We start from the raw sequence: 12,571 nt of genomic DNA, 5'->3' as shown, positions 1-12,571 counted from the left end.
TACATTCCATCATTTGGATGATTCTACCACGTCGAAATAGGTTGACTATTTTGGGAATGGTTGGTATCATAAAAGACGAAAGTTTTGTCGAATAATGACGATTTATGATAGAGAGGGGAAAAATATATTATGATGAAGTCCACGGGCATTGTTAGAAAAGTAGACGAACTGGGACGGGTTGTTATTCCAATCGAATTGCGCCGCACACTGGGCATCGGGGAGAAAGACGCGCTGGAGATTTATGTAGACGGCGAGCGCATCATGCTCAAAAAATACGAGCCTGCATGTATCTTCTGCGGTAATGCCGAGAACGTTACATATTTCAAAGGAAAAATAGTTTGTCATGTTTGTTTGTCCGAAATGCCAACACCTGTGACAAAATAAGAAATATCGGTTATAATAGAATTATCCCATTTGTTAATTCTAACCTTTTTCATATCTCCTCTAGTTCCTGAGCGTCGCGAGTGCTTGTCACCGCTGGCTCAGGATCCTTTTTTTATGTAGGAACTTATACAAACAGATTATAAATCTCGCGCTTCGGCACGCCTCTATCGGCTGCCGTTTTTTTGATTGCTTCCTTTTTGTCCAGCCCTTGCCGGGTATAGTGCTCCACGTGCTGCTCCGGCGTAAAGCCGCTCCACCATCCGGCTTCCGCCAGCGTCCGTTCTTCTTTGCTTACTCCCGCCACCACCAGACAGTATTCTCCAAGTGGCTCGTTCTCTCGTAAAAAAGCCTGCGCTTCCTCTAGCGTCCCGCGAGCAACCTCCTCGTATCGCTTCGTCAGCTCGCGAACGAGAGCTGCTTCCCGATTTCCCCATACCTCGAGCATATGATCGATGGTCTTGGCGATCCGGTGAGGCGATTCGTAGAATAAGAGAGTCGCTTCAGCCGGCTGCAGCCGTTTCAGCTCCTCATGCATGCTTTTGCGGTCCCGGGGCAGGAAGCCGGCAAACAGAAATCGTTCCGTCGGCAGACCCGATACGATCAGCGCCGATAAAGCCGCATTGGCCCCCGGTATCGGCACGACGGCAATTCCCTGCTCCACAGCCGCCTTGACCAGCTCATACCCCGGATCGGAAATAGCCGGCAAGCCGGCATCGCTCACCAGCGCCACCGACTGTCCGTCCTGCATCAGCCGGACAAGCTCTTTGCCGCTGGCTTCCTTGTTATGCTCATGATAGCTGACCATTCTCGTTTGAATGTCATAATGCGTAAGCAGCTTGCGCGTCTGCCGCGTATCCTCCGCTGCAATCCATGCGACTTCCTTCAGAATGCGGATGGCGCGAAACGTCATATCCTCAAGATTGCCGATCGGGGTTCCTACCAGATAAAGCGTTCCCTGCGCACCCTCCTGGCGGTAGCTTTGCTGTACGTCCACACCAAACTCTCCTGTCTCTTTTGGTATCTATCTTTCAGTTTGCACCGTTTGCGGCCGCTGTCATACATCGCAGTCTACGATTTTGAGCCGCTTTTTCCTACTCCTTGCCGCCTTCCGCAGGCTGACCGCCCAGCTCCCGCGATTCTCCGTAATAGATACGCATCAACTCTTCGCAATAGCGGCCTTCTTCATTATAGACAACGAGGGGCGGCAGCATCCGAAGATCCGGCTTCCCGTCGCGAAGGGCTTCAACAAGTACCATATTCGCCTCGGCTCCCTCTCTCGGGTGGACGAAGCGAATCCGTTTCGGCTCCAATCTGGCCTGCCTCATCAAGAGGACAATATCGATCAGCCGGGAAGGCCGGTGCACCATCGTTACACGCCCTCCTGTGCGGACAAGTCTGCTGGATGCGGACACGACATCCTCAAGCGTACAATAAATTTCGTGCCGTGCGGCGGCAATGTGATTGTTTACGTTCTGTTCGCCTGCTTGTACCGGCAAATAGGGCGGATTTACCGTCACCGCATCATATACGCCATGGCCAAGCTCCTCATGGATCGTTCGAAGATCCCCGTGCAGCATCTCGATTTGTCCCTCCAGCTTGTTTAGCACGACATTTCGCCGGGCCATGTCCGCCAGCCGGTCTTGAATCTCTACGCCGACAATCGACGCCTTCGTGCGGGTCGAGAGCAGCAAAGGCACGACGCCGTTGCCCGTACATAGGTCAATGACCTTCCCCCGGGGCGGAACGGTTGCGAATCGTGCCAGCAGCACGGCGTCCATCGAGAAGCTGAATACTTCATCGCTTTGTATGATTTTCAATTGCTCCGTCAATAAATCGTCAAGCCGTTCATTCGGCTGTAAAGTAACGGTTGTCATCGGTAGCCTCGCTTTTCCTGCATTTCAAAAAAAGCCGCAGAGATCCACTCTCTACGGCGGGCATTATTTATTTAGGAAGGACAAACAGAAGAGACAGTCGCCTTCCATCCGCAAATGTCCATAATACACATTGCATATATGAAAGCCTTCATGATAGAGACGCGCCAAATTGTCATACCCTTCCCCGACAGCCGGGACTTCCTTCCCGGAACGGCCGGAAACTTCTTGGGAAGGGTCTTTCTTCAACAGTTTGCGCAGCTGCTGATTTTCGATCGTTAGCCGCTTGTTTTCCTCAAGCAGTTGAACAAACTTCGCCTTCAATGCTGTCATATCGGCGCAAGCAAGGGCGAACTGCTCCTCCATCCGCTCCATTTGTCCAAAAAGATCCTGATTATCCACCGTTTCACCCCAGTGCTACGAAATCCGCCGCCTTGAATAATCGTTCCCTATTTATTCCTGCTCGGCTACATCCTCCGACGGAAGCTCCACCACTTTGCCAAGGTCAAAAATTTGAACCTTTATCGTGCGCTCTTCCGTATTCAGCCCGACAACCTTGCCGTTGCCGAGGGATGTAACCACCAATCTGCCTACACGCGGCAACTCGTCCTTCGCACTCTCATAGTTATCATGCTCATATTTGAGGCAACACATGAGACGGCCGCAAAGGCCCGATATTTTCGTCGGATTGAGCGACAAATTCTGATCCTTAGCCATCTTGATCGAGACCGGCTCAAAATCGCCGAGGAACGTCGAGCAGCATAGCGTCCGCCCGCACGGACCGATTCCGCCAAGCAGTTTGGCCTCATCCCGGACTCCGATTTGCCGCAGCTCGACACGCGTACGGTAAAGCTTGACCAGGTGTTTCAACAATTCCCGGAAATCGACGCGGCCTTCCGCCGTGTAGTAGAAGAACAGCTTGCTGCGGTCGAACGTATATTCGACGTCGATCAGCTTCATTTTATAATCTTTAAACGCATTGAGGCAAGTCCCGAAAGCCTCCTGCGCAGCGATTTTATTAGAAGAGACGATTTGTTCGTCATTAGTATTGGCCTGACGGATTACTTTCTTGAGCGGCAGAACGACATCATTCTCCGGCACATCCCTTTTGCCTATAACCACTTTCCCATATTCGAGGCCGCGGGCCGTATCGACAATGACGTGACTTTCCTTCTGTATTTGCAGATCGATCGGATCGAAGTAAAATATTTTGCCCGCTTTCTTAAAGCGAACGCCTACTACGGAATACACGAATATCACCCCCAGGTGTGTAACTTGTCCATTCATCAAGCGGATAGCGCTGCTGCCGCCGCAACTCCTTCGCGCTGTTGCCGGCGTTCAAGCTGACGGTTAACGCCTAACGATTATGCGTCATTCATGGCAATCATAAGCTGTTCCAGCACAAGCTGCGGATTGGCGTTCGTTCGAAGCCGTTTTTGCGCTTCCAGTACGTGCTCCATGCAAGCGACCCAGTACTGCGGTCCCTTAGAGAGCGCTAGCGGCATCATAGCCTCCGCTTGATCTATATAAACGATATCCTCTTTGTTTCCCGATTGCAGTTGAATCATATCTTTCAGCCATAGCAGCCACAGATCGAGCAGAACAGGCAAACGTTCCGCAAGCTCCGTCTTAACCACCTTCTGCTGTGCCGCGACAGCCGCTCCCGGCAAGCGGGTAAGCGTGTCTTTAGCCAATTGTATCACTACGTTTCTAGCTTCTGCAAACCACGGCTCCTGTACTAGCGAGCGGGCTGCGTCGAGACCGGCGGTCAACTGCGCCGCTGCGCGAACGATGGAATGGGAATTCCCTTCGCCGACTAGCAGCTGTTCCATAGCCCTTTTGGCCATCGGCGTGAACGGAATCCATTGCGCCCGCGAACGAATCGTCGGCAGCAGCGCTTGTCCGTTCTCCGCAATCATGATGGCGATCATAGCCGATTGCGGCTCCTCCAAAAATTTGAGCAGGCTGTTCGCTGCCTGCAGCGTCATTTTTTCCGCCTGCTTCAGGATGACGATCTTCCGTTGTCCTGCGCCTGTTCGGTAGGCAAACTGCTTCTGCAGGTCGCGAATTTGGTCTATTTTAATAGAAGCTCCGTCCGGCTCGATCACATATAAATCCGGATGGTTGCCGTGCTCTGCCTTGCGGCATGCCAGACATTGCCCGCATGCTTCTTCGCGATTTTCCGTACAAAAAACCGCTTTCGCCAGAGCGAGCGCCATCCGCTCTCGACCGGAGCCGACCGGACCGCTAAAAATATAGGCATGCGATAACGTGTCCTGCTGCAGCCCGTTCTGCAGCATGCGTTTGGCACGCTCCTGGCCGGGTATCGTTTGAAATGACATGAGTAGGTCCCCGTTAAAATAAAAAGTTGATCAGCATGCCGCGAATTTCGCCGATCTTCTGGAGCAGCTCGATTCTGCCCTGTTCGTCTTCAAGAAGCTCATCGGCCATGGAAAGCAGCTTCTCGTCGATTTCCTCCAGCAGCTTATATCTCTTGGTACGGCCGCGCCGGTCCCAGCCCCGCGTCTCGCGGAGATGGACGCCTCTTCTCGCGGTTTCTTCAAGAAACCGCTTGATCAACGACTTATACTGGCGAAGTTCGCGTACCGTCATCGACTTCGCCAGCCGTTCGCTTTGCAGCTGAATTTGCTGGATCATCCGATTCAGCTCATGGGTCGACGCCTGCTCCCCGTTTTGCCGCATCATGTCGGAGAACGTTTTAGCCTGGACGTCCCGGCTGGTCTGATTGTCGGCCGGCTTTATTTCGTTGCCGAAGGGGCGCCAACCCGGATTGATTTTCATCGGAATGCCCTACCTTCCTTCTATCGCATTGCAATCGGATGAATCCGCTATCGATCAGTAGTGTTCGAAACGCTCGACCGGAAGTACGAATACAGCCGCACCGCCAACTTGAACCTCAACAGGGAACGGGATGTATGAATCGGTCGTGCCGCCCATCGGCGATACCGGCGTAACCAGCTGCTCCCTGACTTTACAGTTGGACTTGATGACTTGCATCACTTCGGGTACGCGGTCATCCTCGACACCGATCATAAATGTCGTGTTCCCCGCCCGCAAAAATCCGCCGGTACTCGCTAGCTTGGTCGCACGGAACCCCGCTTTAATTAATGCATTGGAAAGACGATTGCTATCTTTGTCCTGCACTACGGCAATGACCAGCTTCATGGCAATCCCTCCTTATAAAATTATACAGCAAAAAAGCAAACCGTTCTGCTAGTAAAAGCAGACAAAAGACAACATTTGCGTATAGGTTCTATTATACACTATACGCCAATACGTTCGCATGCGTTCGCGAATCGCTTCGGCTACTCCAGATGACGGTCCAATACCGCTTTTACGTCGGCAAACACATCGTCCTGCGGCCTGTCGGCATTTACCTTAACGATACGCTCCGGAAAGCGAAGCGCTACCTCCAAATAGCCTTGGCGAACCCGGTGATGAAAATCAAGCTTCTCCAGATCCAGACGGTTCACCTCGCGGCCTTCGTTCGAACGAATGCGGGCAAGCCCCACTTCCGGATCCAGATCGAAATAAAACGTCAAGTCGGGCATCAGCGTCCCGATCGCAAATGTATTGATCGAGAGCACTTCATCGATACCGAGCCTGCGCGCATACCCTTGGTATGCGAGACTGCTGTCGATAAATCGATCGCACAGCACGATGTCTCCTCGTTCCAGCGCAGGAGCGACCTTTTCAACCAGATGCTGCCTGCGGGCAGCCGCATATAGCAGCGCTTCCGTACGTTCATCCATTGCGGTATGCTTCGGATTAAGCAGCACCTCGCGGATTTGCTCGGCGATTTCGATACCGCCAGGCTCCCGCGTGACCACTACCGTACGTCCCTTTTGCGACAATAATGCTTGGATCCGCCCGATCATCGACGTCTTGCCGGCGCCTTCTCCGCCTTCTATTGTGATAAATAGCCCTTTGTTCATCGGAGATGCTCCATTCGTCGTTTATTCGGTATATAGGTATATTCTATTATTTTCGTAGGAATTCCTCTTTTTCAGCCCGAAAACCTGCGATAAATCGCGAAAAATCATGTTTTCTGAGGATTTAACGCCAATATGTCTGCTTTCGGTCCCTTGTCTCTACTTGTCAGCCCTGACGCTCCCGTTTAAGCCGCTTCCTTGATAAGAAGTCATTCCGCCAAAATATAGACATACTTGAGCTTTTCGTCCGTCGCTCCTTGAAAACGCGCGCCGCATTCGGCTAGACGCTCCAGCTCTTCGATGCATGCTTGCGTAAGCCGTTCTCCCGGATACAGCAAGGGAATCCCCGGAGGATAAGGGATGATCATTTCAGCCGATATGAGGCCTAAAGCCCGTTCGATCGGAACCGCAACGGCTTCTCCACGCTGCTTGGACATACGAAAAGATACGGGCTCCGATAGGTTACCCGTGAATTCGCTTCCCCACACGTTGCCATCCCGCCTAGTCCGTTTACCGCCCTTGATTTCGGATTCGGAAGCGAAGAGTAAGCCTCGGCTTTCCGCAATGTCCGCCAAAGCTTCGTACAAACGTTCATAATCCTCGGAAGCCGAAGCCAGACTACCTACAAGCAGCACATGCTCGGCATCGGCCAATTCCGCAAAGCAGCCCCGTTTCTCCAGCTCCTCCTGCAGCATAAAACCGTCCAACGTGCCCGTGCGTTCCGAAACGGTGAGCTTGAAAGGATCCAGCGTTTCAAAGGCCGTCGTGCTCGCCTTGCGATCGACCAGCTTGTAGCACCCTAAAGCCAAAATGCGTTCGCGAAGCCGGGCGATACGTTCCAGCCCCGTTCCGATTTTGCTCCGTCCGTTTACGGCCGCGTCCAGACGAGCCAAATCAAGAGAAGCCATAATCGGGTAAGAAGGGCTCGAACTTTGCAGCATCGCAAGCCGCTGCTTCACTTCGGCACGGTTTACGAGCTCGCCCTGCAAATGAAGCATCGCGCCCATCGTCATGGCCGTGAGCATTTTATGCGTGGATTGCACGACCGCATCCGCACCGCATGATAATGCCGAAACCGGCACGCCGGGATGGAGCCCGAAATGCGCGCCATGCGCCTCGTCGACGATCAGCGGTATTCCATGGCTGCGGAGTAGCCCGGCTATTGGCGCCAGATCAATGCCCATGCCGTAATAATTCGGATTCGTCAGCAATACGCCTTTCGCCTCGGGATAGGCTTCTATCGCTCTCCGAATATCTTCCGGACAAGCGCCGGTAGCCAGATGCGAATCCTCGTCCCATCGCGGAGATACGAATACCGCTTTCGCTCCCGCCAGCATCAGCCCGTGCAGCACCGACTTATGTACATTCCGCTGCACGATCAGGATATCGTCCGATCCGCAAAGCGCCGTGATCAGCGCCAAATTGCCTACCGTGCTCCCGCCAACGAGAAACAGGGTTTCCTCCGCGCCAAAGCATGCCGCCGCCAGCTCCTGCGCGTCTTTTATGGCTCCCGAAGGTCTATGCAGATCATCCAGTCCGCTTATCTCCGTGAAATCAATACCCATTACGCCGGCAAAAAAAGCGTTGGCTTCCGGATACACGCCCCGTCCGTTCTTATGGCCCGGTACGTGAAAACTCGCCGTACTTTGAAAATGGTGCGCAATCATTTTTTCATATATAGGCGCCCGATGCTTGTCCATGTCTATTCCCCCATCAACCGGCTTTCCGCATAGCAAAAAGGAGGATAATCTGCTTATCCCCCTTACCTCTATAATAAAATAAATCTGTAGCGATGTCATCCGTTCGCTTATGCATTTTTACTGTACCAAATCTGCTTCATCTGATTGATGAAAAACGGATATTTCGCGTCTTGCACGTCCGTACGGACCATTTCCGCTTCACATTCTTCACAAATAAATTCCGATACGACAACGATTCCCTCCGCCTTCGGTTCGTTGCATATGATACAGACGCTTTGCTTCGGCTCTTCCATAAGCGTCACCCCGATTCTTTTTCTATTAGTATAACCGATAACCAAACCTCTTAAACTAATTTTCCGCAACGTCTTTCATTGCTTTGTATATTCATATGAGAAAAAAGGGCGCCGCGTGTATGTACCAATCATTCCGAAAGAATGAAATCCGTACTGCTCTTCCAATCTGCCTTGTTCTAGCCGATAATGAATATAGGAATCATGTCCATTTTGCGTCGGGAGGCACCATGAAAGATCGTCATTTATCCGAACAATCCACCATCTACAACTACACGCTGCTCAAGAAAATTCCTTACAGCAAATACTACAAAACCATGTATGCCGGCGCGCTTCTGCTTGGAACGACCCTTCTGTTTACGACATTCGGCATACGCGCAGTCGTTTCTATTCTGATCGCCTATGTGATCGTCCAGCTTCTGCACGTTTTGCTGCTGCGTCAGCTGTTATCCCTCGCGCATGCGAACAACCGCAACGTATGGAAAATAAAGCTCGACTTCCCGTCCGTCGGCTATTTGCCCGATGGCTTTATTGCCGCTTCTCTGTTCAAGCGCCTGCATCTTCATCTATTCGTCGTCGGTACGGCGGTTATCGCTATGACATACCTTTGGGTGGAACCCGTCTATTTCTACAGTTTGCTGATCATGCATACTTGGGTGCTATTCCCCCGTTTCCTCCACCTTTGGAGATTCCGCAAGCTCAACAAAACCGGTCTAATCAAATGCAATCCGCTCGATTCGTCGTTCTACATCGCATAATATCGTTACGTCCGTACCTCGAGCACGTTCCGGCTCGGGGTTTCTTTAATAATGCCCGTTCATACAGCAGAATATAGAGCAGTTTGCGAGTGTGCCAGCCATTTTCTATCGTTCTTCACAACAAAAAAGCAGCACCATCACTGGTTATCCAGTGATGGTGCTGCGAGCTGCTTGGCAACGTCCTACTCTCCCAGATCCCTGCGGATCAAGTACAATCGGCGCTGGAGGGCTTAACGGTCGTGTTCGGGATGGGTACGCGTGGTTCCCCTCCGCCATCGTCACCAAACATGTTGCCCATATACAGGGGGTTTACTCCCTGAAAACTAGATGCGAAGTTCTGCATTCATCCTTGTTCCTTCGTAGTCCTTACACCTGTCGATGCAAAGATGTTGGATAAGCCCTCGACCGATTAGTATTCGTCAGCTGCATGCATTGCTGCACTTCCACCTCGAACCTATCTACCTCGTCGTCTTCAAGGGGTCTTACATACTGGGAAATCTCATCTTGAGGGGGGCTTCACGCTTAGATGCTTTCAGCGCTTATCCCGTCCGTACTTGGCTACCCAGCGATGCTCCTGGCGGAACAACTGGTACACCAGCGGTACGTCCATCCCGGTCCTCTCGTACTAAGGACAGCTCCTCTCAAATTTCCTGCGCCCGCGACAGATAGGGACCGAACTGTCTCACGACGTTCTGAACCCAGCTCGCGTACCGCTTTAATGGGCGAACAGCCCAACCCTTGGGACCTACTTCAGCCCCAGGATGCGATGAGCCGACATCGAGGTGCCAAACCTCCCCGTCGATGTGGACTCTTGGGGGAGATAAGCCTGTTATCCCCAGGGTAGCTTTTATCCGTTGAGCGATGGCCCTTCCATTCGGTACCACCGGATCACTAAGCCCGACTTTCGTCCCTGCTCGACTTGTCTGTCTCGCAGTCAAGCTCCCTTATGCCTTTGCACTCTTCGAATGATTTCCAACCATTCTGAGGGAACCTTGGGGCGCCTCCGTTACGCTTTAGGAGGCGACCGCCCCAGTCAAACTGCCCGCCTGACACGGTCCCTCTCCCGGATCACGGGAGTAGGTTAGAACCTAGATACGATCAGGGTGGTATCCCAACGTCGCCTCCACACAAGCTGGCGCTCATGCTTCTAAGGCTCCCACCTATCCTGTACAGATCGTACCCAAGTCCAATATCAAGCTGCAGTAAAGCTCCATGGGGTCTTTCCGTCTTGTCGCGGGTAACCTGCATCTTCACAGGTATTAAAATTTCACCGGATCTCTCGTTGAGACAGCGCCCAAGTCGTTACGCCATTCGTGCGGGTCAGAATTTACCTGACAAGGAATTTCGCTACCTTAGGACCGTTATAGTTACGGCCGCCGTTTACTGGGGCTTCGGTTCACAGCTTCGGGTTGCCCCTAACCGCTCCCCTTAACCTTCCAGCACCGGGCAGGCGTCAGCCCGTATACTTCGCCTTGCGGCTTCGCACAGACCTGTGTTTTTGCTAAACAGTCGCTTGGGCCTTTTCACTGCGGCCCCCTCGGGCTATTCACCCTACCGAGGCACCCCTTCTCCCGAAGTTACGGGGTCATTTTGCCGAGTTCCTTAACGAGAGTTCTTCCGCGCGCCTTAGCATGCTCTGCTCGCCTACCTGTGTCGGTTTGCGGTACGGGCACCTTCGCCTCACTAGAGGCTTTTCTTGGCAGCATGAGTACAAGACCTTCGGTACTTTCGAAATTTCCCTCCCCATCACAGCCCAGCCTTCACGATGTGCGGATTTGCCTACACATCAGCCTCACTGCTTGGACAGACACTTCCATCCGTCTGCGTCCTTGCCCTTCTGCGTCACCCCGTCGTTCAAACGGCTACGGTGGTACAGGAATATCAACCTGTTGTCCTTCGACTACGCCTTTCGGCCTCGCCTTAGGTCCCGACTTACCCTGAGCGGACGAGCCTTCCTCAGGAACCCTTAGGCTTTCGGCGGACAAGATTCTCACTTGTCTTTTCGTTACTCATACCGGCATTCTCACTTGTGTACTGTCCAGCCGTCCTTACGATCGACCTTCAACCTATACACAACGCTCCCCTACCCAACAACATTGCTGCTGTAGCCATAGCTTCGGTGGCGTGTTTAGCCCCGTTACATTTTCGGCGCAGAGTCACTCGACCAGTGAGCTATTACGCACTCTTTAAATGGTGGCTGCTTCTAAGCCAACATCCTGGTTGTCTTTGCAACTCCACATCCTTTCCCACTTAACACACACTTGGGGACCTTAGCTGATGGTCTGGGCTGTTTCCCTCTTGACAATGGATCTTAGCACTCACTGTCTGACTCCCGGACAGAAGTATGTGGCATTCAGAGTTTGACTGGACTTGGTAACCCTTGGCGGGCCCCGCACCCAATCAGTGCTTTACCTCCACTACTCTCATTCCGAGGCTAGCCCTAAAGCTATTTCGGGGAGAACCAGCTATCTCCGAGTTCGATTGGAATTTCTCCGCTACCCCCACCTCATCCCCGAATTTTTCAACATTCGTGGGTTCGGGCCTCCAGTGCGTGTTACCGCACCTTCACCCTGGACAGGGGTAGATCACACGGTTTCGGGTCTACGACCACGTACTCATTCGCCCTATTCAGACTCGCTTTCGCTGCGGCTCCGCCTCTTCAGCTTAACCTTGCACGTGAACGTAACTCGCCGGTTCATTCTACAAAAGGCACGCCATCACCCATTAACGGGCTCTGACTTCTTGTAAGCACACGGTTTCAGGTTCTATTTCACTCCGCTCCCGCGGTTCTTTTCACCTTTCCCTCACGGTACTGCTTCGCTATCGGTCGCTAGGGAGTATTTAGCCTTGGCAGATGGTCCTGCCGGATTCATACGGGGTTTCACGTGCCCCGCACTACTCGGGATCCGTCTAGGGATACGTTCGTTTTGAGCTACAGGGCTGTTACCTGCTATGGCGAGCCTTTCCAGACCGCTTCACCTAACGAACTTTTCCCACATTGACGTCCCACAACCCCAAGGAGCAAGCTCCTTGGTTTGGGCTAATCCGCGTTCGCTCGCCGCTACTGACGGAATCACTATTGTTTTCTTTTCCTCCAGGTACTTAGATGTTTCAGTTCCCTGGGTATGCCTCCGATACAGCTATGTATTCACTGTATGGTACACGCGCATTACCACGTGCGGGTTCCCCCATTCGGACATCCCCGGATCGACGCCTGCTTACGGCTCCCCGAGGCATTTCGTTGTTCGCCACGTCCTTCATCGGCTCCTAGCGCCTAGGCATCCTCCGTGTGCTCTTAGTAGCTTAACCAATGATCTCTCTCGAGATCGCTACAAAAAAACTAAGGATGTTTTGCATTGCTTCGCTATCTAGTTTTCAAGGAACAAACGTTTCATTATTTCTTACCGCCTCAAAAGCGGCGAGATCTAATGTAACACATCTCTTCGACTCTTTGCAAGTGGTTTTTTTCAACCATTTTCTGGAGTCTATTTGGTGGAGCCAAGCGGGATCGAACCGCTGACCTCCTGCTTGCAAGGCAGGCGCTCTCCCAGCTGAGCTATGGCCCCAAAGGGATGGAACTAAAAATTCCATCAAAACTGAACATGAGCGAGTAAA

At 52.4% G+C, this 12,571-nt stretch carries 12 protein-coding genes, 1 tRNA gene and 2 rRNA genes; 2 read left to right on the top strand and 13 right to left on the bottom strand.

Going from position 1 to position 12,571, the window contains the following annotated elements:
• Nucleotides 1-129 precede the first annotated feature (129 nt).
• On the top strand, nt 130-384 hold the full coding sequence (locus ACKGJP_RS01015) for an AbrB/MazE/SpoVT family DNA-binding domain-containing protein (protein ID WP_409343862.1): 255 nt from the start codon (nt 130-132) through the stop codon (nt 382-384).
• 124 nt (nt 385-508) lie between these two features.
• On the opposite strand, the gene rsmI is transcribed toward ACKGJP_RS01015, so the two are convergent.
• The 10 genes from rsmI to ACKGJP_RS00965 form a co-directional block, all read right to left on the bottom strand.
• A complete protein-coding gene (rsmI, locus tag ACKGJP_RS01010) occupies nt 509-1,378 on the bottom strand; it encodes a 16S rRNA (cytidine(1402)-2'-O)-methyltransferase (RefSeq protein ID WP_409343861.1) in 870 nt (289 codons plus the stop codon).
• Nucleotides 1,379-1,475: 97 nt separating this feature from the next.
• Nucleotides 1,476-2,258 carry a tRNA1(Val) (adenine(37)-N6)-methyltransferase gene (locus ACKGJP_RS01005; RefSeq protein WP_409343860.1) on the bottom strand — a complete coding sequence of 261 codons (783 nt, stop codon included), beginning with the start codon at nt 2,256-2,258 and terminating at the stop codon, nt 1,476-1,478.
• Nucleotides 2,259-2,321: 63 nt separating this feature from the next.
• Entirely contained in the window at nt 2,322-2,657 is a 336-nt protein-coding gene (locus ACKGJP_RS01000) for an initiation-control protein YabA (RefSeq protein WP_409343859.1), read from the bottom strand.
• 51 nt (nt 2,658-2,708) lie between these two features.
• Complete coding sequence (locus ACKGJP_RS00995) at nt 2,709-3,506, bottom strand: stage 0 sporulation family protein (protein ID WP_409343858.1); 798 nt, start codon at nt 3,504-3,506, stop codon at nt 2,709-2,711.
• Between the two features lie 113 nt (nt 3,507-3,619).
• Nucleotides 3,620-4,597: a DNA polymerase III subunit delta' gene (gene holB, locus ACKGJP_RS00990; RefSeq protein WP_409343857.1), complete on the bottom strand. Its 978-nt coding sequence runs from the start codon at nt 4,595-4,597 to the stop codon at nt 3,620-3,622.
• A 13-nt stretch (nt 4,598-4,610) separates the two neighbouring features.
• Nucleotides 4,611-5,057 (bottom strand): YaaR family protein, encoded by a 447-nt coding sequence (locus ACKGJP_RS00985; protein WP_409343856.1) that lies wholly within the window; start codon nt 5,055-5,057, stop codon nt 4,611-4,613.
• A gap of 54 nt (nt 5,058-5,111) precedes the next feature.
• Complete coding sequence (locus ACKGJP_RS00980) at nt 5,112-5,441, bottom strand: cyclic-di-AMP receptor (RefSeq protein ID WP_409343855.1); 330 nt, start codon at nt 5,439-5,441, stop codon at nt 5,112-5,114.
• A gap of 140 nt (nt 5,442-5,581) precedes the next feature.
• On the bottom strand, nt 5,582-6,211 hold the full coding sequence (gene tmk, locus ACKGJP_RS00975; RefSeq protein WP_409343854.1) for a dTMP kinase: 630 nt from the start codon (nt 6,209-6,211) through the stop codon (nt 5,582-5,584).
• A 206-nt stretch (nt 6,212-6,417) separates the two neighbouring features.
• Complete coding sequence (locus tag ACKGJP_RS00970) at nt 6,418-7,908, bottom strand: aminotransferase class I/II-fold pyridoxal phosphate-dependent enzyme (RefSeq protein WP_409343853.1); 1,491 nt, start codon at nt 7,906-7,908, stop codon at nt 6,418-6,420.
• Nucleotides 7,909-8,015: 107 nt separating this feature from the next.
• On the bottom strand, nt 8,016-8,201 hold the full coding sequence (locus ACKGJP_RS00965; protein ID WP_409343852.1) for a sigma factor G inhibitor Gin: 186 nt from the start codon (nt 8,199-8,201) through the stop codon (nt 8,016-8,018).
• Nucleotides 8,202-8,428: 227 nt separating this feature from the next.
• Between ACKGJP_RS00965 and ACKGJP_RS00960 the strand changes: the two genes are divergently transcribed.
• A complete protein-coding gene (locus tag ACKGJP_RS00960; protein ID WP_409343851.1) occupies nt 8,429-8,956 on the top strand; it encodes a hypothetical protein in 528 nt (175 codons plus the stop codon).
• Nucleotides 8,957-9,125: 169 nt separating this feature from the next.
• Here the strand turns inward: ACKGJP_RS00960 and rrf are convergent.
• The 3 genes from rrf to ACKGJP_RS00945 all read right to left on the bottom strand — a co-directional run bounded on the left by rrf (nt 9,126) and on the right by ACKGJP_RS00945 (nt 12,522).
• Nucleotides 9,126-9,242: ribosomal RNA gene (gene rrf, locus ACKGJP_RS00955) — 5S ribosomal RNA — on the bottom strand.
• 103 nt (nt 9,243-9,345) lie between these two features.
• Nucleotides 9,346-12,265 (bottom strand): 23S ribosomal RNA (locus ACKGJP_RS00950).
• A 181-nt stretch (nt 12,266-12,446) separates the two neighbouring features.
• Nucleotides 12,447-12,522 (bottom strand) — tRNA-Ala (locus tag ACKGJP_RS00945).
• Nucleotides 12,523-12,571 lie beyond the last annotated feature (49 nt).

This window comes from Paenibacillus litoralis, from assembly GCF_046244365.1.
Classification (GTDB): Bacteria; Bacillota; Bacilli; order Paenibacillales; family NBRC-103111; genus Paenibacillus_V.
Note: the sequence above shows the minus strand (reverse complement) of the source record. Positions and strands in the feature narration are given on the sequence as shown.